The sequence below is a fragment of the Mesorhizobium sp. ES1-4 genome (assembly GCF_020164745.1).
GTDB lineage: Bacteria > Pseudomonadota > Alphaproteobacteria > Rhizobiales > Rhizobiaceae > Mesorhizobium.
Genome location: NZ_JAIUGV010000010.1, coordinates 1 through 24,093, shown reverse-complemented (window position 1 = coordinate 24,093; position 24,093 = coordinate 1). Strand labels below are relative to the sequence as shown.

Here is a 24,093-nt window from a genome sequence, read left to right as displayed (position 1 = left end):
CTACCGCGACGCTGTGCCGATGCGCTTCCAGTAGATCAGCGTGCCCGTCAGTCCGCCATGCGGCTTCAGCGCATAATCCGGCACCTCGCCGGCCAGGGTGAAGCCGAGCTTCTCATAAAGTCCCGAAGCGCCCTCCTCCGTCGCCGTGTCCAGGACCAGCAGCGTGCGTCCTTGCTCCACCGCGAGGCGCTCGGCGGCCCGCATCAGGCCTGTCCCGACACCCTTCCCTCGCTGCTCGACAGACGTCATCAGCTTGGCGATCTCGGCCCGGTGCGGCTGGTTGGGCGGGCAGTCGAGCAGCAGCGTGACGGTGCCGACAAGAGCCCTGCCGTCCCAAGCTCCAAGCACCACTCTTTCCCCCCGTGCCGCCGCGGCCAGCGACGTCTCCCAGAATGCGCTTGCCGCTTGCGCCGCCAGCGGATGCATGAAGCTGACCGATCCGCCGGCGGCAACCGTCTCGACCAGCAGGTCGGTCAGTCGTGCCAGTGTTTCCTTGCTGGCGGTCAACGGCCCGATTTCCATGGCAGTCATGGTTGGTCCTCTGGCATATTTGGTTCCCCGGAAACGGTTATGGGCCGATAGCGCCCGCGTCAGCCGAGATGGCGCGCACGCCGCCGCTTGCGGGCGGCCTTGATGGCGCCGATGCGTTCGGTGTCTTCTTCCCGGAGATGCCGTCCGCGCTCGAGAATTTCGAGCGTGTATTCCTCATAGGTCAGGCCCAGCCGCTCAGCCTTGTCCATGCGCATCAGCATGACCTCGCGGCTCGGCGCCTCCCACGCCTTGGCGTGCGCCGCCTGCCAGGCCAGGAAGATGTAAGGATCGCCCTTGCCCCATGGCGGTCCCTTGTACTCGTCGAGAGGCGGCCCGCCATTGTGGGAGCGCCTTGGCCGTCCTGCCATGACGTCAGCCCCTGACCAGGGCGACGAGATAGTCGGCGCCCGGCTCCAACGCATGAAAGGTGCAATCCGTCGGCGCCCCGAGCGCCAGGCAGTCGCCGGGCTCGAGCCTGTGTACCTGATCGCCCTCGGTGAACTCGAGTTTTCCCGAGATCAGCCAGATCTGCTGCTTGATGAAGGCGTAGGAAGCCGCGGGCAGGCTGACCTTCGCACCCGCAGGCAGATGCACCTTGATCAGTTCGAGCGGCATGTCGCAGGCCGGGGACAAATGCCGCCTCACATAGCCTGTATCGGGGTCGCGCCACACCGGCTGGCCGGCCGCGCGCAGCAGCCCGCCGCCTTGCAATTCCGCGCGTGCGATGAGGGTCGACAGCGTCATGCCGAAGGCCGCCGCGATGCCCACCAGAAGTGCGGCGGTCGGGCTGGTCAAGCCGCGCTCGATCGTGCTCAGCATCGCCTTGGAAACACCGGACCGTTCGGCGAGTTCGGCCAGCGACCAGTCCCGCATGATCCTCTCGGCGTGAATCCGCCTGCCGATGGTCGACGAAATATCGTTCGCTATATCATCCATTCGTCCATTATAACGAAAAAATGTGACGAGTGAAGAGCCTCCTCATGACAAGTTTCATCGGGTTCTTAATCCTCTCTACACCATCCGACATCATCCGACCTTAACCCCGCGCCCTGTAGGGTGCGAGTTCCAGGGAAATGGGGATTGGCCTGTCCATGTATGTCGAGCGCGAAGCTTCCATGGGAGAACCGACATCGCAGGAGCGACGCAACGCCGAGCAGAACGACCGGCGCATTCTGGGCAATGTCGTGCAATGCGACGGCGCGCGTGCCACCATCAGCGCTTATGCCGACGATGTCGACGGCGCGGTCACCGGCCTGTGGACGGTGGGCAAGATGATCTCCATCAATCTGGGCGTGACGCGCACCGTTGGCCTGGTCTATGCGATCGGCAAGTCGGATCGCGCCTGGAGCAACGAGGGCCAGAACGCCATCGAGGTCAGCATCGAGCTGATAGGCGAAGTCCGTGACGGCGCCGAACCAGGTGCCAAGCCGATCTTCGACCGCGGCATCACCGCCTATCCGCATATTGGCGCCGTCGCGCATCGCATCCGCAGCCGCGACCTGCAGGCAGTCTATGACCTGGCAGGCCGCCATTCCATCACCATCGGCTCGCTGGCGCAGGACGAGGCCATCGACGCCCACATCGCCATCGACGATACGCTGGCGCGCCATTTCGCCATTGTCGGCACCACCGGCGTCGGCAAGTCGACCGCCGTGTCGTTGCTGCTGCGCAAGTCGATCGCGGCGCGGCCCGACCTGCGTATCCTGATCCTCGATCCACACAATGAGTTCGCGGCCTCGCTGCCTGAATATTGCGTCAAGGTCGATTCCAAGACACTCGACCTGCCGTTCTGGATGTTCAAGCTGGAGGAATTCGCCGAGGTCCTGTTTCGCGGACGCGAAACCGAGCCGGAAGAGATCGATGCCTTGCGCGACCTTATTCCGTTGGCGAAAAACCTCTACCGCAACCCGGCCTCGGGCGCTTACCTCAGGCGCGGCAGCGACGCGCTGACCGCCGACACGCCGGTGCCTTACCGCATCGCCGACCTGCTCAAGCAGATCGACGAGCGCATGGGCATGCTCGAAAGCAAGAACGATCGCCCGACGCTCAAATCGCTGAAGACACGCATCGAATCCGCGGCCGCCGATCCGCGCTACCGCTTCATGTTCAATTCGCGCCTGATCGAGGACACCATCCACGAGACGATAGGCAACATCTTCCGCGTGCCGCACCATGGCCGCCCGGTGACCTGCTTCGAGATGGCCGGCATGCCCTCGGAAGTGGTCAATTCCGTCTGTTCGGTGCTGGCGCGCCTGGCCTTCGACCTTGCTCTGTGGAGTGAAGGCAAGCTGCAGCTGCTGTTTTTATGCGAGGAAGCACACCGCTACATGCCGGCCGATGCGCGTCTCGGTTTCGCGCCGACCCGGCACGCCCTGTCGCGTATCGCCAAGGAAGGCCGCAAATATGGCTGCTATCTCGGCGTCGTCACCCAGCGCCCCGGTGAGTTGGACCCGACCATCCTGTCGCAATGCTCGACCTTCTTCGCCATGCGGCTCGCCAACGAGCAGGACCAGGCGATCATCCGCTCGGCGATCGCCGACTCGTCCGCCTCAACGCTCGCGTTCCTGTCCTCCATGGGCCAGCGCGAAGCGATCGCCTTCGGCGAAGGCGTAGCGACCACCATGCGGCTGAAATTCGAAAGACTGCCAGCTCATCTGCTGCCCGGCACGGCCAAGCGTGAGGAAGAAGCGGCGTCGAGACCCGGCGAGGTCGATCTTGTTGCAATCGTCGAGCGGCTGCGCAACGTGCCGAAACCACAGAGCCAGGCGATGGCTTTCGCGGAGGCGGTCGATTCCGGCCGGCAGGCCGGCGATCCCGACTACCGCAAGCCGCCGGCGGCGGCGCGTGTCCAGGCGGACGAAGATTTCGACACGCGCTACGGCCTCAAGCCCGCCACCTTCGGCCTGCGTCCCCAGAACGATTGAGGCTGGGCGCCACGCCTCGCGAAGCCCTGAGAAGTCGCCCATGCCGACACTCGCCTTCATTGGCCAGCTTGGGTAAATCCCGTCAGGAAATTCGTCAGGCCGCGTCGATCGGCGTCGACCTCGAGACCCGGAGCGGAGTGGACATTCAGCCCGTGAGCACTGGAAGCGCGGAAAACGGCAGCAGGCTGCCGGCCTCACGAATTCGGTGATGGGATCTCAGGCACAGACGCGGTTGCGGCCTTGCCTTTTGGCTTGGTAGAGCTGGCGGTCGGCGCGGCGGTAGAACTCTTCCGCGGTTTCCTTGCGATCCCAGACGGCGAGGCCGACGCTGGCCGTGATCTTGAGCCGGACATTGTTGCCGGAGAGGATCGACATGTTGGCGATCGCCTTGCGGATGCGCTCGGCGAATCTGGCCAGAAGGTCCGCTTCCATGTTGGGCGTGACCACGGCGAACTCCTCACCGCCCAGGCGTGCCACCACGTCGTGATAGCGGGTCATATCCTTGAGGCAGCGGGCGACGGCCTTGAGCACCTCGTCGCCGACATCGTGGCCATGCGTGTCGTTGACCTGCTTGAAATGGTCGAGATCGAGGATCATCAGCCCGACCGGCTTCTCGATGCGCCGGAACTCCGCGAGATATTCCTTGAGCGCGTCGTCGAAATAGCGCCGGTTCTGCATGCCGGTCAGACCGTCGGTCAGGGCGGCGTGCTCGAGCGTTTCGGAGCGGGCGCTGAGCGAAACCGTCATGGCGCGCAGCTTGCCTTCTTCCGTCGCCTGTTTGCGGATCAGCGGATAGATGAAGAAGATGCCGAAAAACAGCGCGGTGGCAAGCAGCACGCCCGTCGCGAACAACAGCTTGTTGAGGTAGATCACCTTGTCCATGCCCGATTGCGTATGGAGTTCGGTGGCGAAGGATTGCAGCTGTCCATAGGCGTGCAGCGTCACCAGGCCAGCCGCCAGGATCACGAAGATAAAGACGAAAAAAGCGGATTCCGCCTTGTGGAAACGCATCTGCTCCCCGATGAAAGATACCCAAGGACCTTATGGCACTCACCGCCTTACGGAGCGTTAATTGCGGCAACTTCGGCGAGAACCTTGCCGTCAAGGTCAACTTTTTAAGTTGCATTAGCAACAAGTGTTTGGATCGTGGTTCCGAGATCGTCATCGGGGCGCAATCTCCGCCATTCCGGCCCCAGCTGATGTCGAAACCAGGTCGCCTGCCGCTTGGCATATTGCCTGGTTGCGATCTTGGCGCGTTCGATCGCCTCGGGAAAGCTCGATAGCCCTGCCATTGCGGCCTGCAGCTCGCGAACCCCGATCGCCTTCATTGCCGGCAGGTCCGGATCGAGACGAAGGGCCGCAAGCTGCTTGACTTCCTGCAGCGCGCCCTTGTCCAGCATCCGGTCGAAACGCCTTTCGATGCGGCCGACCAGCGCCGCGCGGTCCGGCTCGATGACCAGGAAATGCGCGCTTTGCCTGTCGATCAGCGGGCGGCCGCGCTCGGCCTGCCATTCCAAGATCGAGCGGCCGGACGCGTCCAGCACCTCGAGCGCCCGCACGATGCGCTGGCTGTCGGTCGGGTTCAGCTGCATGGCGACTTTCGAATCTTCGCGCAGCAGCGTGCCATGCAATTTGACCGCCCCGTGCTCCTTCAACTCATAGCGCCAGCGATCGCGGATCGACTGCGGAATATCGGGCATTTCCGAAATGCCCTCGGCCAAGGCGCGAAAATAGAGGCCGGTGCCGCCGACGAAGATTGGCCGCCGCGAGAGCGCCCCGTCATCGATGAGCTTCATCACGTCGCGCAGCCAGGCGCCGGTCGAGTAGGCGGTGCCGGGATGGACGTGCCCATAGAGAAAATGCGGCGCTCGTGCGAGATCGGCCGCCTCCGGCCGGGCCGTCAGAACGTCGAGAACCGAATAGCCCTGCATGGAATCGGTGTTGACGATGACGCCGCCCGTGCGTTCGGCCAGTTCGACCGCCAGCGCCGACTTGCCGCTGGCGGTCGGCCCGGCTATCAGGATCGCATTCTTCACGCGGCCTTCGCCCGCACCCGTGCCGGAATTTTCGATGCCGCTCATTGCCACGCTTGTTTCCAGTCCCGCCAACCGCGCTCTGTCGCCGTCTCTTGCGAATATGGCCTCACGGTCGACAGGCGCAAGCGGTGTCGTCTGGCTGGCCGAGGGGATTGCCTGTGATCTTGCCTTGCCGCAGCAGGCTGACGCCGCCGATATCACCTCAGTCCTGCGGGCCGCATTGGGCGCCGAACCCGTCGACGTGATCGTCCAGCAGGCCGAAACACGCCGCAAGAAAATTCTTCTCGCCGACATGGATTCGACCATGATCGACCAGGAATGCATCGATGAACTGGCCGACGAGATTGGCGTCAAGGATCGAGTCGCGACCATCACCGCGCGCTCGATGAACGGCGAGATCGCCTTCGAGCCGGCGCTCCGCGAGCGCGTCGCGCTGCTGAAGGGCCTCGATGCCGCCGTGGTCGACCATATCGTCGCCAATCGGCTGACGCTGGCCTCGGGCGGCCGCGCCCTGGTCCAGACCATGCGCGCCAATGGCGCCTGGACAGCGCTCGTCTCGGGCGGCTTCGAGGTGTTCACCACGCGCATCGCTGCGATGCTCGGCTTTGAGGAGAACCGCGCCAACCGCCTGCTCGACCAGGACGGACGCTTCACCGGGCTGGTCGGCGAGCCGATCCTCGGCCGCGCCGCCAAGGCCGATGCGCTGCTCGAAATCTCGGCGCGGCTTGGCCTGACGCCAGCCGACGCCATCGCCGTCGGCGATGGCGCCAACGATCTCGACATGATCCGCCTGGCCGGAACCGGTGTCGCGCTGCACGCCAAACCGACCGTGGCGGCACAAGCCAAGGTTCGCATTGACCATGGCGATCTTACCGCATTGCTCTATCTGCAGGGCTACCGGCAGGAAGAATTCATCCAATGAAACCGATCCGTACCGAACGGCTGATCCTGCGCAATTGGGAGGATCGCGACCGCGATTTGTTCCATCGCATCAATTCCGATGAACGCGTGATGGAGTTCTTCCCGTTTCGTCGCGACCGCGCGGCCGCCGACGTCAAGATGGATGAGTTCCGATCCTGGATCGCCGAGGACGGCTATGGTTTTGCCGCCGCCGAGATCGCGGCCACCGGCGAGTGCATCGGCTTTGTCGGCCTCCTCGAAACCGACCACGTGCCCTCCCTGCCGGCCGGCACGATCGAGATCGGCTGGCGGCTGGCACCGGAATACTGGGGCAAGGGCTATGTCACCGAGGCGGCGGAGGCCTGGCTCGCCTACGGCTTCGAGACGCTGGGCGTCAACGAGATCGTCTCCTTCGCCGTAGCCGACAATCATCGCTCCACCGCCGTCATGAAACGCCTCGGCATGAACGCCGACCCGGCCAGCGACTTCGATCATCCCGAGATTCCGGACAGCCATCCCACACTCAAGCGGCATGTGTTCTACCGGCTCGCTCGCCAAGACTGGCAGGCGAGAAAAAGGGCGGCTCTCTAACCGCCCTTTTCCATAAACATCAGGTGCTTTCAGGCCTTGCCAGACGTCAATCCATCCGGATCGTCACGAACCTGAGTTCGCCGGTCTTCGACGCCAGCATCAGCAGCGCGTTCTTGCGCCCCTGCTCCTTCAGCGCGCCGATCCGGTCCATGACGTCCTTGGGTGTGGCGACCGATTCCTGCGCGATTTCGGTGATTACCTCGCCCGGCTGGATGCCACGTTCGGCGGCGGCCGAATCCTTGGCCACGTCGGTGATGACGACGCCGGAGACATCGGCCGCGATGCTGAACTTCTTGCGCGTCTCGTCGTTGAGTTCGCCGACCGTCATGCCGAGCACCGAGGCGGTCGAGACGGCCGGAGCCTTGTCGCCGCCCTTGTCCTGGTCGGTGTTGCCATTCTCGCCGCTGGCGAGCTTCTCGCCATCCTCGAGCCGGCCGAGCGTCACCTTCACCGTCTGCTCGACACCCTTGCGCACGATCAGCACGTCGACGGCCTTGCCCACCGGGCTTTCGGCGACGACGCGCGGCAGGTCGCGCATTTCATGGATGTCCTTGCCGTCGAACTTGACGATGACGTCGCCCGCCTGGATGGTGCCGTTGTCGACAGGCCCACCCTTGATGATGCCGGCGACCAGGGCGCCCTTGGCGGTCGCCATGCCGAGGCTTTCCGCGATGTCGTCCGTCACCGGCTGGATACGCACGCCGAGCCAGCCGCGCCGCGTCTCGCCATACTGGCGCAACTGGTCGACAACGCCCGAGGCGAGCTGCGAGGGAATGGAGAAGCCGATGCCGATCGAGCCGCCCGACGGTGAAATGATCGCGGTGTTCATGCCGATGACCTCGCCGGCGCTGTTGAACAGCGGTCCGCCAGAATTGCCGCGGTTGATCGCCGCATCGGTCTGGATGAAGTCGTCATAGGGGCCGGAGTTGATGTCGCGGTTGCGCGCCGAGACGATGCCGACCGTAACCGTGCCGCCGAGGCCGAACGGATTGCCGACCGCCATCACCCAGTCGCCGACGCGCATCTTGGTGGAATCGCCGAATTTCACCGCCGTCAGCTTGTGGCCTTTCGGGTCGACCTTCAGCACCGCGACGTCGGTCTTGGTGTCGGTGCCGACCAGCGTCGCCTTCAAGGTCACGCCATCGGAGAAATTGACCTCGATATCGTCGGCATCGGCGATCACGTGGTTGTTGGTGACGACGATGCCTTGCTCGGCGTCGATGACGAAACCGGATCCCAGCGACTGCACCTTCTGTGACCCACCGCCCTTGTCACCACCGCGGTTCTTGAAGAAATCGTCGAAGAAGTCCTGGAACGGAGAGCCTTCGGGCAGCTGCGGCATCGGCACGGCGCCCGGCCCTTCCGTGCCCTTCACCGTCTGCGAGGTCGAGATGTTGACCACCGCGCCGAGCACGCCTGCAGCCAGGTCGGCGACCGAGGCAGGTCCGTCGGCGGCGAATGTCGGCGTCACGAAGGACGGAACTGCGGCTGTGCCCAGCACGAGCGCCGCGGCGCCGGCGACCAAAATCCGTCGAGCGGCCCGCAAAAGGGTGTTGGATGTCATCGAGAAGCCTCCCGGTATTTCTGAAAGAGAAAAGCGCTTCGACGAAAACGCCGTGTCGCGCCATGATGGCAAGAAATACGGCACGTTTGCGGCTATGGCTATCGGCAGAGTGTAAATCGAGCGTTATTCCCCAAACCGCCCAACCTACCCGCCCCGGACCAGCCAGACGATGCCGACACCGATGGCGATGGCGACAAGCCCGCCAATCCGCAGAGCATTCTCCGGCATCGACAGCACCTCGCCCGCGAGCTTCCTCGCAAATCCGGGGAAGCCGCCATAGACCAGGCCCTCTATGACGAGGACCAGGCCTATCGCCGCGAAGAAGTCCTGCACCGGCAGTTACTGGCCGGTGCTGGGTTGTGTCGTCGGCGCGGCGGGTGTCGCAGCCGGCGCGGGTGCCGGCGACGCCGGCTTCGCCTGCCCTTCCTTGCTGTTAGGATCGCGGAAGAACCGGAAGAACTCCGAGCTCGGCGACAGCACCATCGTCGTTCCGGTGTTGTCCAGCGCGGTGCCATAGGCGTTCATCGACCGGTAGAAATCGAAGAAAGCCGGATCACGCTGATAGGCCGCCGCGAAGGTGGCGCTGCGCTGGGCTTCGCCCTCGCCGCGCAGAATCTCGGATTCCTTCCGCGCTTCGGCAACGATCTCGACCACTTCACGATCGGCGCGTGCCGTGATGCGCTGTGCCGCTTCGTTGCCGCGTGCCCTCAGCCGCGCGGCCTCCGCAAGGCGTTCCGCTTTCATGCGGTCGTAGGTCTGCTGTGAGACTTCGGCCGTCAGATCGGTGCGGCGGATACGGACGTCCTCGATCTGCAGCCCGAGCGACGTTGCGTCGGGCCTGAGCTGGTCGCGAACTTCGCGCATCATCACGGCACGCTCCTCGGAGAGCGCGGCCTCGAAATCCCGCAGGCCGTAGACGCGGCGCAGGGCAGCGTCGAGACGGGTCCTGAGCCGGGCTTCGGCCAGTTCGATCTGACCCGACACCGCCGCACGGAAGACGCGCGGATCCGAGATGCGGTAGGCGATGAAGGCGTCCACCTCATAGAACTTGCCGCCCGATACCTGGACGCGAATGTTGTCAAGGTCGAAGCGCAGCACCCTGTTCTCGATCAACTGCACCGTGTCGGCGTCGAAGAACGAGAACGGTGCCTTGAAGTAGATGCCCGGCTCGCTCTTGACGTCAACGATCTCGCCGAAGCGCAGCACCAGCGCCTGCTGGCGGGCATTGACCACGAAGACCGAGGAATAGATCAGGAATAGGATGACCGCCGCTACCACGACGAAGATGGGAAGACGGTTGGCCATCACTGGGTACCTCCCGTTTTCGCAGCGGGCGCTGCCGGTGCCGGCGGTTTCGGTTGCAATGCGGGCAGCGGCAGATAGGGCACGACACCCTGTCCGTTGCCCTGCTCGACGATGACCTTGTTCGAGTCCTTCAGAACCTTCTCCATGGTTTCCAGATAAAGGCGTTTGCGCGTGACATCGGGGGCTTTGACATATTCGTCGTAGACGGAGATGAAGCGCTGGGCTTCACCCTCGGCTTCCTGCGCCACACGATTTTTGTACGCCGCCGCGTCTTCGCGGACCTGGGCCGCCTCGCCGCGCGCCTGGCCGAGCTTCTGGTTGGAATACTGGTTGGCCTGCTCGACGAACTTGTCCTCGTCCTGCTCGGCGCGCTGCACCTCGTCGAACGCGTCCGCAACCTCGCGTGGCGGCGCTGCATCCTCGATGGAGACGGCATTGACCTGCAGGCCGGCCTTGTAGCCGTCCAGCGTCGTCTGGATGATCTCGCGCACCGAGGCCGCAATGCCCTGGCGGTCGTCGCGGAAAATGTCCTGCGCCGGCCGGCGGCCGACGGCTTCACGCATGGCGCTCTCGGCAACCTGCCGCAGCATGCCATCGGGATCCGAGACGTCGAACAGATAGGCGCGGGGATCGGAGACCTGATAGGCCACCGAGAACTGGACGTTGACGATGTTCTGGTCGCCCGAAAGCATCAGCCCGTTGCCGCTGGTGTTGCCGCCGCCAATATCGACGAGCTGCTCTGAAATCTTGGCCGTCTCGACAGTCTCGAGCGGCCACCAGTGGAAGTGCAGGCCTGGCTGGGAAAGCTCGGCCTTCGGCTTGCCGAAGCGCAGTTCGACCGCGACTTCGTCGGGCTGCACGGTGTAGACCGCCTGGAAGGCCCACAGGACGACCAGAACCGCCGCGATCAGCCCGAACACCGCGGGACTGGCGCCACCGCCGCCAGGCAGCGCGCGCCTCAGCCGATCCTGGCCACGGCGAATGATGTCTTCGAGATCGGGAGGCGACCCCTGGGGGCCGCTCGGTCCCTTTGGTCCCTGCCCCCAGGGTCCCTGATTGTTACCGCCGCCACCCCACGGGCCGCCGCCTCCGCCACCTTTGTCGTTCCAGGGCATGAATGTCCTTTCGCTTGGAATTCCCTCAAGCGCCGCGGTTACGGCGCAAATCCAGTGTCGTTCTTCTATAGGGACGCCACGGCACGCTTTCAACGCGATGCGCCGCCGACTTCAACCGTTTTGGGCCTGTAGCGACCCTTTGTCGTCCTTGAATGCCGTTTTATCTTCAACTGTCTCGCGGTGGCGCTCGTAAACCGTATAGCGCGTCGCATGGCTGTCCTTTTCTCCTGACGGAACCTCCCGCGAACTGACCACGTGCCACGATTTCGGGTCGATCGGCGGAAAATGCGCGTCGCCGTCAACGGCGGCAAGCACATGGGTGACGTGCAACCGGTCGGCGAGCGGCAGCGCCTGGGCATAGATCTCGCCGCCGCCAATGATGCAGACCTCGTCGACGCCGGCCATGCAGCGTCCGCGCACTGTCGCCAACTGAATCGCGGCTTCCAGCGTATGCGCCACCTCGACGCCATCGGCGCGCCAAGCCTTGTCGCGCGTGACGACGATGTTCAATCTCCCGGGCAATGGCCTGCCTATACCTTCATAGGTCTTGCGGCCCATGATGATGGGCTTGCCCATCGTATCGGCCTTGAAACGCTTGAGATCGGTGGAGAGCCGCCAGGGCAATCCACCGTCCCGGCCGATCACGCCGTTCTCGGCGATGGCAACGTAGATCGCGACATGCATCAGTTGGCATCCCCGCCATTGCTGTCCGAAGGCTCGAGGATCAGGATATCGATATCGTGCTCGGGATAGAAATCGTCCGCCGTCATCTCGAAAGTCGTCGGCCCGACCTTCTGGACGTTATCGCCGCAGAACGAAACCAGCGCTTTCGGATTGCCCTTGTCGACGGTCAGCTTGAACTTACCGATACTACCCGCCGCCCAGTTGCCGCCGGTCGTCAGGATATAGGCGATGCGGCTCTCATAATACCGGGGGTAGCCGTCCGCATTGTCCTTGGCCGCCTTGCGCACCGCGTTTTCAAACGTGTCGTCCATGCAGTAGCGGGTCTTGTAAGCCGCGTACTGCCCCTGGAACTTGCCGTCATAGAAGAAACTGACCGAGGACGTACCGCCGACGCTTGGCTTGTAACGGTGCGAGACATGAACGTCCCTGTTCGCCGGAAAGGTCGAACGCCACCAATAGGTCGAGTGCAACTGCCAGAACGGCGCATAGCCGAGCTTCTGGCCACTGTCGGCTTCCGGATCCTCGATGATGATGCCGCGGTTGACCCAGTCGTCAGCCACCGCTTGCGGCAGCTTCCCGAGCGCCGCCTTGGCTGCATCGCCGAACGGATTGAAGGGCACATCCTGCGCCTTGAGGTCGGCGCTGATGTCGATGCCGAGCGCGAACACCTTCTGCTCGAGTTGCGGCGTTGCCGGCGCGCCGTCGATCGTCACCTCGAAGCCGAGGAAGTTGTCGCTCTGGTTTTCCGGAATCGCCGGCATCTCTTCGGGATCGCCCGAAATGTCGGGCATCGGGAAAGCAACGATCGCCTCGACATCCTTGTCGGTGTTGTTGTGGAAAACGTAGTCGACCGTTACCGTTTCCGGCGAGATGAAGAGGTCCTCGCTTTGCATCGCCACGGCATCGCTGCGCGATAGGATCAGGCCGCCGGTGCCAAGCTCGGCAACTGAATCGTTGGCCAATGCAGGCGCCGCCGACAAGGCCAGCACGGTGGTCATGACATATCGTAGCATGAAAGCCCCTCGGCGAGAATGCCCGCGGGACCCTAGCCGTTTCAATGCGGGGTTTCAAAGCCCTTCCGCATCCGTGGCACGGCGGTCTGGACTATCAGGTTCCAATCGGGCAGGAGTTCGCGCCATGCGCAAGCTTCTCGTCATCGGCATCGGCGCCGGCAATCCCGACCACATGACGGTCCAGGCCATATCAGGCCTGAACCGGGCGGATGTCCTGTTTATTCCCGACAAGGGCGCCGACAAGACCGATCTTGCCGACCTGCGGCGCGGCATCTGCGACCGCTTCGTCTCCAACCCGACCTCACGCCGGGTCGAGTTCGACGTGCCGGTGCGGGCGGAACCGACATCTTCCTATCGTTCGACCGTCGACGACTGGCACGAAGCCATCGCCGCAATCTACGAGGGACTGATCCGCGACGAGATCGCCGGTGATGGGTGCGGAGCCTTCCTGATCTGGGGTGACCCATCGCTCTATGACAGCGCGTTGCGCATCCTCGAGCGCGTGCGCCTCAGGGGCAATGTCGCCTTCGAACTGGAAGTCATCCCCGGCATATCCGCCATCCAGGCACTGGCCGCCAGCCACAAGACGGCGCTGAACCGCATCGGCGATCCCGTGCTCATCACCACCGGCCGCCGCCTGACCGAGGAGGGCATGCCCGACAATGCCGGCAGCGCCGTTGTCATGCTCGACGGCAAGTGCGCCTTCAACACGCTGGCCGACCAGCACCTTTTCATCCAGTGGGGTGCCTATCTCGGGACACCGGACGAGATCATCATTTCCGGCCGCCTCGGCGATGTCGGCGCCGAGATCGAAAAGGTCCGCGAGAACGCCCGCCGCAACAAGGGCTGGATCATGGATACATATCTGCTACGGAAGCAGGAGAGTGACTAGTGAAGCCAGCTTCATTCACTACTGACCACTGACTACCCCGCTTCAATCTCGGCCTGCAACGCATCCATGTGTGTCGCCGCCGCGGCGGACGCCGCCCGCTCGATGGCGCGAAAGCGGCTGACCACCGCCAGGCCGACCGTCGTCAACTGTGCACCACCGCCCTTGCGGCCTCCGGTCTGGGCCGCAACCAGCGGTTTGCCGAACACCCGGTTCATGTCCTCGACCAGGTCCCAGGCATGCTTGTAGGACATCTCCATGCCGCGCGCGGCGGCCGAGATCGAGCCAAAGGTGGCGATGTGCTCCAGAAGCTCGATCTTGCCAGGGCCTATCCGTCCGTCCGGATCGAGATTTATCCGCAAGCTCAGCGACGGCATTTTTGCTCCTCCGCGATCGCTTCAGCCTCGGCGACCGTTATTCCAAAACAATATAGCGCCTGTCGCCGGACCTGTCAGCCATCGACCTCGAGCGGCAGGCCGGCGCCGGTGTTCGCCCGGTCGAAGCTCACGGTCTTGACCACCGCGAAAACCTTGCCGCCAAGCCGCAGCTTCAGCACCTGCCGCGACTGTTCGGTGATGCGGGCGAGCACCATAGCGCCATTGCAGTCGATGCCGACCTCGACCGTCGGCCCATCGCCCGGGCTGATCGCGACGATCGTGCCGGGCAGGATGTTGAGCGCGCTGAGGCCCGTCGGGTGCTCCGTGGCGATCATCACGTCGCGAGCGCGGATGCGGGTACGCACAGGCGCCCCGGGCTTCATTGCAAGGCGCGGCACACGGATCTCGCCGGCGGCCGAGCCGAGCACGGTCATGCCGAAAACCTCGTCGTGACGCAGCACCTTGGTGTCCAGCACCGCCCCACCCTCGCCTCGCTCTTCCGCCGGCAACAGGTCGAGCCTTTGAATGACGGCCTCGGTCGGGCCGCTGGCGGTGACTTTGCCCTGCGCCAGCATCACGACATCGCTGGCCAGCCGCGCCACCTCGGCGACCGAATGGCTGACATAGACGATCGGGATCTTCGTTTCGTCGCGCAGCCGCTCGATATAGGGCAGGACCTCGGCCTTGCGCGCTTCGTCGAGCGAGGCCAGCGGCTCGTCCATGAGCAGCAGCCTCGGGCTTGCAAGCAGCGCCCGCCCGATCGCCACGCGCTGCTTTTCGCCACCGGAAAGCTTTGCCGGGCGCCTGTTCAGCAGCGGCCCGATGCCCAGCAGTTCGACGACGGCATCCATGTCCGCGTAGCGCTCGGCCGCCGGTGTGAACCAACGGCCGTAGCGCAGATTGCTCGTCACGCTCATATGCGGAAACAGGCGCGCATCCTGGAACACCATGCCGATGCGGCGCTTGTGCCTTGGCACGAAAATGCCGGCGCCGGTGTCGACCAGCACGCGGCCGTCGACCTCGATGCGCCCCTTGTCCGGCCGGATCAGCCCCGCGATCATGTTGATCAGCGTCGTCTTGCCGGAACCGGACGGCCCGAACAGCGCCGTCAGCCGCCCGGCGCTCTCGAAGCGGGCGTCGATGGCAAAATCGCCGACCCTGTGACCGATGTCGATGAGAAACGTCATTCGATGTCCATCCGCCGCCCGACCCGCCGCGCCAGCACTTCCGAGGCGACCAGGGCCGCCATGGAGATGACGATGGAAATCAGCGTCAGCCGCAGCGCCCCTTCATCGCCGCCCGGGACCTGGGTAAAGGTGTAGATCGCCGACGGCAGCGTCTGCGTCTCGTTTGGGATGTTGGAGACAAAAGTGATCGTCGCGCCGAACTCGCCCATCGCCTTGGCGAAGGACAGGATGGCGCCGGCGATCAAACCGGGCAGGATCAGCGGCAGCGTGATGGTGCCGAACACCCAGAGAGGGTTAGCGCCGAGCGTGCCCGCCGCCGCCTCCATCTTGCGGTCCACCGCTTCGATGGACAGCCGGATCGCCCGCACCATCAGAGGAAAGCCCATGACGCCGCAGGCAAGGGCAGCACCCGTCCAGCGGAACGAAAAGACGATGCCGAAATGCTCGGCTAGGAAGGCGCCGGCCGGGCCGCGCTTGCCGAAAGTCAAGAGCAAGAGATAACCGGTCACCACGGGCGGCAGGACCAGCGGCAGATGCACCACCCCGTTGAGCAGTGTCTTGCCCCAGAATTTCCCCCGGGCAAGCAGCAGCGCGATCGCTATGCCCGGCGGCAGGCTGGCGAGCATCGCAACCGTCGCCACCTTGATGGACAGCCGGACCGCATTCCATTCGTCGGGAGTGAGGTCCAGCAGCCAGGTCATAGTGCGATATCGAGGCCTTTCGAACTCAGTTGCTCGGCGTGAGCACGGTAAAGCCCTGTTCCTTGAAGAGCGCGCCGGCCTTGGCGGATTGCAGGCACTTCAGGAAGGCCAGCGTATCCTTGTCCTTCGAATCGGCGATCTGGGCAACCGGATAGATGATCGGCGGATGCGAATCCTCCGGGAAGGTGCCGACCACCTTGACGCCCTTTTCGGCGTGCGCGTCGGTGGCATAGACGATACCGAGGGCCGCTTCGCCTGTCGAAACCAGCTTGAGCGCCGCACGCACGTTCTCGGCCTGCGCCACCTTGCCCTCGACCGAGGGCCAGACGCCGAGCGATTCCAGTGCCGCCTTGCCATACTTGCCGGCCGGCACTGCCTTGACATCGCCCATGGCGAGCTTGCCGTCGCCGACCAGCCTGGCGAGGTCGAAGCCCTTCTCGATCCTGGCTTCAACCGTCGAATCCTTCGGCGCTACCAGCACGATCTCGTTGCCGAGCAACTTCACTTCCGTGTCGGGCTTGGTCAGCTTCCTGTCCGAGAGATATTTCATCCAGTCGAGATCGGCCGAGATGAAAATATCGGCCGGTGCCCCGCCCTCGATCTGCTTGGCCAGTGCCGAACTCGCGGCATAGGAGACGGTCGCGGCCTCGCCGACATCGGCCTCGCAAGCCTTGTTCACCGCGTCGAGCGCGTCCTTGAGGCTTGCCGCCGCGAACACCATGACCTTGTCTTCCGCATGCGCTGCCGGCATTGCCGCCAAAACCGCCGCCGCAAAACCGCCAATGGCGATCGTCCTCAACCCGAAACCTTTATGCGTCATCGAAAACTCTCCCTGAGTTCGAAAATCCGATCGGCTCGAAGCCTGCAGACCGATATATCCGCATGGATATAACAAGGGAAGGCCTGGCCCCTTGTGAAAACGTCTGTGCGGCTCCGATTGTTGTGGCAAGACGAGCAGGGCGGCGGCGGCATTGCCACCGCCTCGAATGAAGCCGTTGCCGACCTCAAGCTCGAAAAGGAAAAGCACGCCTATGCCGTGGTCAAGACCTCGGACGTGATGGTCGGCATCGACTGAAAAGCCGGCTCAGACCGCTATAGGCGCCTTGATCGAGGCATCGGCGACGTAGTTTTCCAGCCGGAAATCCTCGAAGCGGAAGGCAAACAGGTCCTTCACCTGCGGATTGATCCACATCGTCGGCAGCGCCCTCGGCGTGCGCTGCAACTGTTCGCGCGCCTGCTCGAAATGATTCGAGTAGAGATGCGCATCGCCGAGCGTGTGGACGAAATCGCCCGGCCTCAGTCCGGTTACCTGCGCCACCATCAGCGTCAGCAGTGCATAGGAAGCGATGTTGAAGGGCACGCCGAGGAAGATGTCGGCCGAGCGCTGGTAGAGCTGGCACGAAAGCCGGCCCTCGGAAACGTAGAACTGGAACAGGCAGTGACAGGGCGGCAGCGCCATGGCTTCCACCTCGGCGGGATTCCAGGCCGAAACGATCAGCCGCCGCGATTGAGGATTGCGGCGGATCTCCTTGAGAAGATTCGCAATCTGGTCGATCGACCCGCCATGGCCATCCGGCCAGGACCGCCACTGCCGGCCATAGACCGGGCCGAGGTCGCCATTCTCGTCGGCCCATTCGTCCCAGATCGAAACGTCGTGCTCGGTCAGGTATTTGATGTTGGTGTCGCCGGCCAGGAACCACAGGAGTTCATGGATGATCGACTTGAGGTGCAGCTTCTTGGTGGTGGTGACCGGAAAGCCCTGCGCCAGATCGAAACGCATCTGATAGCCGAAGACGGAGCGGGTGCCGGTGCCGGTGCGATCACCGCGATCGGCGCCGTTTTCCAGCACATGCTGCAAGAGGTCGAGATACTGGCGCATCGGTTCCGGCTCGATTCGAGATGTCACCGATCATACCGCATGTGCGCGCCAGCGCCACGCCTGTCTTAAATCGTCGCCATCCGAACGGAAGACCATCGCGGAATCGCTCTGGCGAGCCGCAAGCGCAACGCTGGCGGCCGCCAGGGTAGAACCATAACGGTCCTCAAAGGGAGCCGAGCTTGCCCAGATCCTTGGCCACCAGATAGTAGAAGGTCACCCGGTTCTTGGTGTTGTCGGCGTGCATCGCCTTGCAGGTCTTCTCGATCGCCGCGTCGGCCTTCGCGCCGTCGCTGACACCGAGTTTCTTGGCCACCCAGCTCTCCTTGACCCGCGCCAATTCCTTCGGGTCCGTGCAGGACACCAACGAGGAGTCGCGGTTCCTCAGCGCAATGCCCAGATGCTTGACGATCTTTTCGACCGCATCGGCGTTTGCTGCCGCGTCATATTTCTTCACATCCGCAAGATAGTCGGCCATCGAAATTCCCCTCGTCGGCGCCACGGATCCGATCGATGAGGGCTGTGGCGCGCATCGCAACTTGTGCGCTAGGTCGGTAACTCCTCACCGCCCGCAAAGCTTCGGTTGAGACCGCGGCCAAGTCAACCCTTGGCGTCGCGATTTGACACAGGGACAAACCACCATTGCGGCCTTTCATTTCCGCCAAACGCCCCCTATATTCGTTTTGTCGGCTTGACCGACTATGGCGATAAATGGGCGATGAAATAAGCCGTTCGGACCCGGGGGCGGTACCCGGCGCCTCCACCAAAAGCCGCTGTAGATGACAGAGCGGTTTTTGCTGGGGGCGAAATAGGATCGACGAAGGTGTAAAGATCGTACTTTTGCCCGGCATTGTACCACCGTCATCGGGCTAAACTTATAGTTGCCAACGACAACTATGCGGAAGCACGTCTCGCTGCTTAATGCAGTGCGATAGCTTCAAATCAAGCCCTAGAGGTTCGCACTTCTAGGCGGGGTTCGGAGGTACCTGGCAACAGAAACCTCCACTTCTCCCCCCTTCAATTCGCTTCACGCACAACGGCTCCCGCCGTCAACACTCCGCACGGCCCATAAGCCGCGGAGCCTCTGCGTCGCGTGCCGCTTTCTCCACGGACAAAAATGCAAAACGATTCCGATCGATTCTTCGTACTGACCGGCGGCCCCGGCTCCGGCAAGACAACCCTGATCGAAGCCTTGCGGCAGGCGGGCTTTGCCACATCCGTCGAGGCCGGGCGCGGCATTATACGCGACCAATCCGCCGTTGGTGGAACCGCGCTGCCCTGGAGCGACCGCGCATTATTCGCCGAACTGATGCTGTCGTGGGAGATGCGCTCGTACCGTGCGGCCCACGAAATGGCCGGGCCGGTCTTCTTCGATCGCGGCATGCCGGACACGATCGGCTATCTCAGGCTCTGCGGCCTGCCGGTACCGAGCCACTTCATGGACGCCGCAACGGAATTCCGCTATGCGCGTCGCGTTTTCATCGCGCCGCCATGGCCGGAAATCTTCACACAGGACGAAGAACGCAAGCAAACGCTCGACGAGGCCGAGCGCACTTGCCAATCAGTGGCCGGTGCCTATGCCGAGCTCGGCTACACATTGGTGACCTTGCCGCTCGCGTCAGTCGAGAAGCGCGTGCGCTTTCTCCTCGACGCTGCTGGATTGCCGCTGACATCGCTGACATCGCGGACATAAAGAGGCTGGACCTGTCCGGCCTTTCATGTTGGAACCGGGCGACTGCCTGTGGATTGAAACGACATCTTGGAGGTTGGAGACATGGCGCTCAAGCGGATGGACAATGTGGGAATCGTCGTTGAAGACCTCACAGAAGCGATTGATTTCTTCAGCGAACTTGGCCTCGAGCTCGAAGGACGGGCCACGGTAGAGGGAGAATGGGCCGGACGTGTCACGGGACTGGGCGATCAGCATGTCGAGATCGCCATGATGCGCACACCGGACGGCCACAGCCGGTTGGAGCTCTCCCGCTTCCTCGCGCCGCCTGTGGTCGCGGATCACCGGAACGCTCCGGTCAACGCCCTGGGCTACCTCCGCGTCATGTTCACCGTGGACGACATCGACGACACACTTGAAAGGCTACGCGTGCGTGGCGCGCAGCTCGTCGGCGAAGTGGTCGAGTACAAGGACGTGTATCGGCTCTGCTACATACGTGGGCCTGAAGGGCTTCTCATCGGACTGGCCCAGGAACTCAGCTGAGGACGCCATCTGAAGCCGGGCCGGGCGCAAAGACACACATTGCAGGTGGGATAGAAGGCTTTACGCTGGGTTAAATTGACGCAAGCTGCGTCGCCCGTGTTGCCTCCGACATAAAAAAAGGCCGGGATCGCCCCCGGCCTTTCGCGGCTTGTGATGATTTGCTTATTCCGCCGGCGCTTCGATCGCTTCCCGCGAACGGCCAAGCGTGATCTTGGCCAGTGCGAACGATATCACCGCGCAGAGCGTGATGCCGGCGACCATCGGCAGTGGCGTGCCGTCGAAGAACACACCGGCAATGCCCATGGCGAGTGCGCCGATGGCAAAGTGCAGCGTGCCCATCAGCGCCGACGCCGTGCCAGCGATCTCGCCATGCTCTTCCATGGCCAGCACCGACGTGGTCGGGATCACCAGGCCAAGGAAGCCGTAGCCGACGAACAGCAGGGCCGCCATCACGTCGAGCCGGTCGACGCCCGTCGCCATGATGGCGAACAGCACGACCATCGTCGTGGCATAACCGGTCACCGCCACCCACACCACGCGCTTCAGCCCGAACCGTTCGGAAAGCAGGCCGGTCAATTGCGACATGCCGATGAAGGCAACCGCGTTGATCGAGAAGAAAACGCTGTAGACCGAAGGCGACAATCCGTAATGGTCGATCAGGATGAAGGACGAACTCGACAGATAGACGAAGAAGCTGGCGATGCCGAAACCGGCGATCGCCACCAGGCCGAGGAAATTACGGTCCCCCATCAGGAACCGGTAGCCTGCAAGTGCGGTGCCGAAGGAGGAACCGACACGTTCTTCCGGCGGCCGCGTCTCCTTGAGCGAGGTCGCGAGCAGGATGGTGGCGAGCACCGCCGCGCCGGTCACCGTCCAGAACACGGCGCGCCAGCCGAAATTCTCGATGATCTGGCTGCCGGTCAACGGCGCCAGGATCGGCGAAACCGAAAACACCAGCATCAGCAGCGACATCAGCTTGGCGGCCTCATTGCCGGTGTGCAGATCGCGCACGATGGCGCGCGGGATGGCCATGCCGGCGCTGGCGCCGAGCCCCTGCAGGAAGCGGAAGGCGATCAGCCACTCGATGGTCGGCGCCATTGCCGAACCGATGCCGCCGGCCATGAACAGGGCCAGGCCGCCATAGAGAGGCAGCTTGCGGCCGACCATGTCGGAGATCGGCCCGACCACGATCTGGCCGAAGCCCATCGACAGGAAGAAGATCAAAAGGCTCATCTGCACGGCGGCGGTACCGGCATGCAGATCGGTGCCGATCGACGGCAGCGCGGGCAGATACATGTCGATCGCGAACGGTCCTATGGCGGACAACAGGCCGAGCACGACCGCGATGCGGAGGAATTTAGGACTCATGATATTGGCTTCTTTCGAATCTGGTTGCCGCCGCCAGGCGACGTCTGACCCTAGGACGTTCCATCCCGTGGGGTTCCCGACTCCTTGAGCGAATTATTCGTCTCGCGGGAGTGAAACCCCTCATATCGTGTCCACAAATTTAGACAGCCTTGTCCAAATCGTCAATCGCCGCTATATACATTTTCATGAGACCGGGCGTTTCTCCTGACATTTTCCCGCCACGCGGCCACGAGGCAAAGCGCCTGTCGATCGTCGACGCCGCCGCCGGCGTTTTCTGCCGAGAGGGTTTCGCCGGCGCCAATATCGACCTGATCGCCGCCGAGGCAGGCGTGTCGCGCCAGACCGTCTACAATCATCATGGCGACAAGGAAAAGCTGTTCATCGCCGTCGTGCGCGACCTGACCGAGCGCTGCAACACCGGCATCTTCGCCACCATCGCCACCTTCCCCGATCAGCCCGGGGATCTGGAGGCCGACCTGATCGGTTTTGCCGTTCGCCTGAACCAGAACTGCATCTGCAACCGCGACGGAAAATTCCTGCGCAAGCTGATCCAGACCGAGGGCGAGCGCTATCCCGAACTCTTTGCCGAGTGGCGCGAACAGGGACCTGGCAGGACATGGCCGGCGATCGCCGCGCGCTTCGCCCGCCTCGCCTATGGCGGCCACCTCGTGATCGACGATCCCGACGTCGCGGCGCGCCAGTTCCTTGGCCTCGTCAACGCCGAACTGCAGACCACCTTCATGCTTGGCGGCACGCCGCGAGAAGATGAAGTGGTGCAATCGGCTACCAATGGCGTGCGCACCTTCCTGCGCGCTTTCGGCAAGCGCCCTTCCGCGGCCAGCGCGAAAAAGCAAACTGCGCTGGCTAACGCATAACATTTGCGGTTGCCGCCAAGCCGCTTCGCCGATCAAATCGTTGGCGATATCCTCGCTTCGGCGCTGCGGCGATCTATATCCTGGTTTACGGCGCGCTCAAGCTTGATTACAGCTATGCGGACGATTCAACGGAACCCGACCAACTCATGGCCGACGACCACATCCGCTACGACATTTTGGCCCAGGAGGCGTTGCGCGGCGTCATGCGCAAGGTCCTGGCCGAGGTCGCACGCACCGGCCTCCCCGGCAACCATCATTTCTTCATCACCTTCCTGACCGGCGCGCCCGGCGTGCGCGTGTCGTCGCGCCTGCGCGAGCGCTATCCGGAGCAGATGACCATCGTCATCCAGTTCCAGTATTGGGATCTGAAGGTGACCGACACCGGCTTCGAGGTTGGGCTCTCCTTCTCCGACGTGCCGGAGAAGCTCGAGATTCCATTCTCGGCCGTGCGCGGCTTCTATGATCCCTCGGTCAATTTCGAACTCGAATTCGACGTCAAGACCGATGCGCAGCCCGACGAGGAACTGGCGGCGCCGGCACCCGAGCCGCTGGCCATCGTCTCCGAGAAGAAGCCGAAGGCCGAGAAGAAGGCCGCCGCCGAAGCGGAGAAGAATGACGCAGATACCGATTCCGGCACCAAGGGTGCCGAAGTGGTTTCGCTCGACGCCTTCCGCAAGAAATAGCCTCACGGTTCCGACCATGGCCGACATCGTCAACCTTCGCCAGTTCCGCAAGCAGAAGGCGCGGGCCGGCAAGGAACAAGCGGCCAGCCAGAATCGCGCCCTGCACGGCCGCACCAGGGCCGAAAAGAACCGCGACCGCCTGATCGCCGACAAAAGCGAAAGGTTCGTTGCGGACCATCACCGCGAAAAGCCGAGCCAAGCTGACGACCAATGAGCGTCGTCGAAAAACGCTCCGTGACCATTCGCGGCCATCGCACCAGCTATTCCCTCGAAAAGCCTTTCCATGACGATCTCGTCGCGATGGCGGCGATTAGAAAGCTGACGCTCGCCGCCCTTGTCGCCGAAATCGACGAGACGCGGCCCCGCGACACCAACCTGTCCTCAGCGCTCAGGTTGCATGTCCTGGCGTGGGCGAAACGCGGCGCCGGCAACACTTAAGAAGAAATCGTGCCTTCCTCTTTCTTGCGTCTGGTACCGAATCCAAGCAAGATCGAGCGCTCCCGCTCCTCGGCTTGCTTGCGTGAGCGCACGCGCATCAGATCCTTCCAGCCGACATAGCCGACCAGTTGCAGGTTTTCGCGGTTAACCACCGGCAGATGCGACACATTGGCGGTCAACAATTTGTCCGACAGGCCTTCCAGATATTCGTCGGGATAGGCCAGCGTCACCTTGCTTCCGGCCAGCAACTCCCCGAGCGTTGTCGTCCGGTGCTTGCCGGCACGGCGCCAGCGCAGGATCGCCGGCGGATCGATAAGGCCGAGCACCTGCCTGCTTTTGTCGACGACAGGAAAACTCGGATGCCGGGTTTCCGGCGCGGTCAGGAACGCGGCCGCGCCATGCAGCGTCATGGTCGCCGGCACGCTCTCGACCTGCGAGGTCATCACCTCGCGCACCCTGGTCAGCGCGAAGGGATCGACACGATATTCGCGAACCAGATGATGTCCCCGCCTGGCGATCTTCTCGGTGAGGATCGAACGCTTCATCGACAGCACGGTGACTGCGTGCGCCGCCGCGCAGGCCGCGATCAGCGGCACCAGCACATGCGTGTTGCCGGTCAGTTCGACGGCGAAGAAAGTGGCTGTCAGGGGCGCCCGCATCGTGCCGCCCATGGTGGCGGCCATGGCCAGCAGCGCCCAGAATCCCGGGTCCGCCGGCGGCAGGATCCCGGCGAGCACCGCGCCCATTGCGCCACCCATGATCAACAGCGGCGCCAGCACGCCTCCGGATGTTCCCGAACCGAGCGCCACCGACCAGATGATGGC

The 24,093-nt window shown here is 63.4% G+C and carries 30 protein-coding genes and 1 other RNA gene; 12 read left to right on the top strand and 19 right to left on the bottom strand.

The features are described 5' to 3' along the window. The 3 genes from LB556_RS19940 to LB556_RS19930 are packed head-to-tail and all read right to left on the bottom strand — an operon-like array spanning position 1 to position 1,467. Entirely contained in the window at positions 1–531 is a 531-nt protein-coding gene (locus tag LB556_RS19940) for a GNAT family N-acetyltransferase (RefSeq protein WP_224569450.1), read from the bottom strand. A gap of 59 nt (positions 532–590) precedes the next feature. Then, positions 591–899, bottom strand: a complete 309-nt coding sequence (locus LB556_RS19935; protein WP_224569449.1) for a hypothetical protein — start codon at positions 897–899, stop codon at positions 591–593. A gap of 4 nt (positions 900–903) precedes the next feature. Next, positions 904–1,467 (bottom strand): helix-turn-helix domain-containing protein, encoded by a 564-nt coding sequence (locus LB556_RS19930; protein WP_224569448.1) that lies wholly within the window; start codon positions 1,465–1,467, stop codon positions 904–906. A 155-nt stretch (positions 1,468–1,622) separates the two neighbouring features. Between LB556_RS19930 and LB556_RS19925 the strand changes: the two genes are divergently transcribed. Next, positions 1,623–3,455: an ATP-binding protein gene (locus LB556_RS19925; protein WP_224569636.1), complete on the top strand. Its 1,833-nt coding sequence runs from the start codon at positions 1,623–1,625 to the stop codon at positions 3,453–3,455. A 216-nt stretch (positions 3,456–3,671) separates the two neighbouring features. Here the strand turns inward: LB556_RS19925 and LB556_RS19920 are convergent, their stop codons facing one another. Both LB556_RS19920 and miaA read right to left on the bottom strand, forming a co-directional pair. After that, a complete protein-coding gene (locus LB556_RS19920; RefSeq protein ID WP_224569447.1) occupies positions 3,672–4,466 on the bottom strand; it encodes a GGDEF domain-containing protein in 795 nt (264 codons plus the stop codon). Positions 4,467–4,570: 104 nt separating this feature from the next. After that, complete coding sequence (gene miaA / locus LB556_RS19915; protein WP_224569446.1) at positions 4,571–5,536, bottom strand: tRNA (adenosine(37)-N6)-dimethylallyltransferase MiaA; 966 nt, start codon at positions 5,534–5,536, stop codon at positions 4,571–4,573. Here miaA and serB point away from each other — a divergent pair. Then, on the top strand, positions 5,526–6,413 hold the full coding sequence (gene serB / locus LB556_RS19910; RefSeq protein ID WP_224569445.1) for a phosphoserine phosphatase SerB: 888 nt from the start codon (positions 5,526–5,528) through the stop codon (positions 6,411–6,413). The two genes, miaA and serB, sit on opposite strands and share 11 nt — an antisense overlap. Continuing rightward, a complete protein-coding gene (locus LB556_RS19905; protein WP_224569444.1) occupies positions 6,410–6,982 on the top strand; it encodes a GNAT family N-acetyltransferase in 573 nt (190 codons plus the stop codon). The genes serB and LB556_RS19905 overlap by 4 nt, the downstream gene beginning before the upstream one ends. Positions 6,983–7,028: 46 nt before the next feature. Here LB556_RS19905 and LB556_RS19900 read toward each other — a convergent pair whose 3' ends face one another. The 6 genes from LB556_RS19900 to LB556_RS19875 all read right to left on the bottom strand — a co-directional run bounded on the left by LB556_RS19900 (position 7,029) and on the right by LB556_RS19875 (position 12,663). Continuing rightward, entirely contained in the window at positions 7,029–8,546 is a 1,518-nt protein-coding gene (locus tag LB556_RS19900) for a DegQ family serine endoprotease (protein WP_224569443.1), read from the bottom strand. A gap of 144 nt (positions 8,547–8,690) precedes the next feature. Beyond that, positions 8,691–8,879 (bottom strand): DUF2065 domain-containing protein, encoded by a 189-nt coding sequence (locus LB556_RS19895; protein ID WP_013894746.1) that lies wholly within the window; start codon positions 8,877–8,879, stop codon positions 8,691–8,693. 6 nt (positions 8,880–8,885) lie between these two features. Next, complete coding sequence (gene hflC, locus LB556_RS19890; RefSeq protein WP_224569442.1) at positions 8,886–9,851, bottom strand: protease modulator HflC; 966 nt, start codon at positions 9,849–9,851, stop codon at positions 8,886–8,888. Further along, on the bottom strand, positions 9,851–10,966 hold the full coding sequence (hflK, locus tag LB556_RS19885) for an FtsH protease activity modulator HflK (protein ID WP_224569441.1): 1,116 nt from the start codon (positions 10,964–10,966) through the stop codon (positions 9,851–9,853). The genes hflC and hflK overlap by 1 nt, the downstream gene beginning before the upstream one ends. A 111-nt stretch (positions 10,967–11,077) precedes the next feature. Next, the gene (locus LB556_RS19880) at positions 11,078–11,650 is read right to left on the bottom strand and encodes a dihydrofolate reductase (protein ID WP_224569440.1); all 573 of its coding nucleotides are present in this window, start codon (positions 11,648–11,650) and stop codon (positions 11,078–11,080) included. Beyond that, positions 11,650–12,663: a DUF4424 domain-containing protein gene (locus LB556_RS19875; protein WP_224569439.1), complete on the bottom strand. Its 1,014-nt coding sequence runs from the start codon at positions 12,661–12,663 to the stop codon at positions 11,650–11,652. Before LB556_RS19875 ends, LB556_RS19880 begins: the two co-directional genes overlap by 1 nt. 124 nt (positions 12,664–12,787) lie before the next feature. Between LB556_RS19875 and cobF the strand changes: the two genes are divergently transcribed. Continuing rightward, positions 12,788–13,555: a precorrin-6A synthase (deacetylating) gene (cobF, locus tag LB556_RS19870; RefSeq protein WP_224569438.1), complete on the top strand. Its 768-nt coding sequence runs from the start codon at positions 12,788–12,790 to the stop codon at positions 13,553–13,555. 32 nt (positions 13,556–13,587) lie between these two features. Here the strand turns inward: cobF and LB556_RS19865 are convergent, their stop codons facing one another. The 4 genes from LB556_RS19865 to modA form a co-directional block, all read right to left on the bottom strand. Continuing rightward, positions 13,588–13,929: a winged helix-turn-helix domain-containing protein gene (locus tag LB556_RS19865; protein ID WP_140701847.1), complete on the bottom strand. Its 342-nt coding sequence runs from the start codon at positions 13,927–13,929 to the stop codon at positions 13,588–13,590. A gap of 74 nt (positions 13,930–14,003) precedes the next feature. Further along, the gene (gene modC / locus LB556_RS19860) at positions 14,004–15,116 is read right to left on the bottom strand and encodes a molybdenum ABC transporter ATP-binding protein (protein WP_224569437.1); all 1,113 of its coding nucleotides are present in this window, start codon (positions 15,114–15,116) and stop codon (positions 14,004–14,006) included. Then, positions 15,113–15,817: a molybdate ABC transporter permease subunit gene (gene modB / locus LB556_RS19855; RefSeq protein WP_224569436.1), complete on the bottom strand. Its 705-nt coding sequence runs from the start codon at positions 15,815–15,817 to the stop codon at positions 15,113–15,115. The genes modC and modB overlap by 4 nt, the downstream gene beginning before the upstream one ends. A 25-nt stretch (positions 15,818–15,842) precedes the next feature. After that, the gene (modA, locus tag LB556_RS19850; protein ID WP_224569435.1) at positions 15,843–16,637 is read right to left on the bottom strand and encodes a molybdate ABC transporter substrate-binding protein; all 795 of its coding nucleotides are present in this window, start codon (positions 16,635–16,637) and stop codon (positions 15,843–15,845) included. A 105-nt stretch (positions 16,638–16,742) separates the two neighbouring features. Here modA and LB556_RS19845 point away from each other — a divergent pair, with 105 nt between their 5' ends. Continuing rightward, complete coding sequence (locus tag LB556_RS19845) at positions 16,743–16,892, top strand: hypothetical protein (RefSeq protein ID WP_224569434.1); 150 nt, start codon at positions 16,743–16,745, stop codon at positions 16,890–16,892. Between the two features lie 9 nt (positions 16,893–16,901). On the opposite strand, the gene LB556_RS19840 is transcribed toward LB556_RS19845, so the two are convergent. Together LB556_RS19840 and LB556_RS19835 are read right to left on the bottom strand one after the other, a co-directional pair. Further along, positions 16,902–17,696, bottom strand: coding sequence for a thymidylate synthase (locus LB556_RS19840; RefSeq protein WP_224569635.1), 795 nt, complete (start codon positions 17,694–17,696; stop codon positions 16,902–16,904). A gap of 163 nt (positions 17,697–17,859) precedes the next feature. Then, complete coding sequence (locus LB556_RS19835) at positions 17,860–18,171, bottom strand: DUF2853 family protein (protein ID WP_149902293.1); 312 nt, start codon at positions 18,169–18,171, stop codon at positions 17,860–17,862. 168 nt (positions 18,172–18,339) lie between these two features. Here LB556_RS19835 and ssrA point away from each other — a divergent pair. From ssrA to LB556_RS19820, 3 genes are all read left to right on the top strand, one after another. Then, positions 18,340–18,700: a transfer-messenger RNA gene (ssrA, locus tag LB556_RS19830) on the top strand. A 110-nt stretch (positions 18,701–18,810) separates the two neighbouring features. Next, positions 18,811–19,386 carry an AAA family ATPase gene (locus LB556_RS19825; RefSeq protein WP_224569433.1) on the top strand — a complete coding sequence of 192 codons (576 nt, stop codon included), beginning with the start codon at positions 18,811–18,813 and terminating at the stop codon, positions 19,384–19,386. 81 nt (positions 19,387–19,467) lie between these two features. Then, a complete protein-coding gene (locus tag LB556_RS19820) occupies positions 19,468–19,905 on the top strand; it encodes a VOC family protein (protein ID WP_224569432.1) in 438 nt (145 codons plus the stop codon). Positions 19,906–20,067: 162 nt separating this feature from the next. Here LB556_RS19820 and LB556_RS19815 read toward each other — a convergent pair whose 3' ends face one another. Continuing rightward, positions 20,068–21,273, bottom strand: a complete 1,206-nt coding sequence (locus tag LB556_RS19815; RefSeq protein WP_224569431.1) for a multidrug effflux MFS transporter — start codon at positions 21,271–21,273, stop codon at positions 20,068–20,070. A gap of 185 nt (positions 21,274–21,458) precedes the next feature. Between LB556_RS19815 and LB556_RS19810 the strand changes: the two genes are divergently transcribed. The 4 genes from LB556_RS19810 to LB556_RS19795 all read left to right on the top strand — a co-directional run bounded on the left by LB556_RS19810 (position 21,459) and on the right by LB556_RS19795 (position 23,269). After that, the gene (locus LB556_RS19810; RefSeq protein WP_224569430.1) at positions 21,459–22,148 is read left to right on the top strand and encodes a TetR/AcrR family transcriptional regulator; all 690 of its coding nucleotides are present in this window, start codon (positions 21,459–21,461) and stop codon (positions 22,146–22,148) included. 146 nt (positions 22,149–22,294) lie between these two features. Next, positions 22,295–22,831 carry an SspB family protein gene (locus tag LB556_RS19805; RefSeq protein WP_224569429.1) on the top strand — a complete coding sequence of 179 codons (537 nt, stop codon included), beginning with the start codon at positions 22,295–22,297 and terminating at the stop codon, positions 22,829–22,831. Between the two features lie 16 nt (positions 22,832–22,847). After that, the gene (locus tag LB556_RS19800) at positions 22,848–23,045 is read left to right on the top strand and encodes a DUF4169 family protein (RefSeq protein WP_224569428.1); all 198 of its coding nucleotides are present in this window, start codon (positions 22,848–22,850) and stop codon (positions 23,043–23,045) included. After that, on the top strand, positions 23,042–23,269 hold the full coding sequence (locus LB556_RS19795) for a ribbon-helix-helix domain-containing protein (protein WP_224569427.1): 228 nt from the start codon (positions 23,042–23,044) through the stop codon (positions 23,267–23,269). Before LB556_RS19800 ends, LB556_RS19795 begins: the two co-directional genes overlap by 4 nt. Here the strand turns inward: LB556_RS19795 and LB556_RS19790 are convergent. Beyond that, on the bottom strand, positions 23,266–24,093 hold an 828-nt coding region (locus LB556_RS19790), incomplete at its 5' end, for a chloride channel protein (protein WP_224569426.1). The two genes, LB556_RS19795 and LB556_RS19790, sit on opposite strands and share 4 nt — an antisense overlap.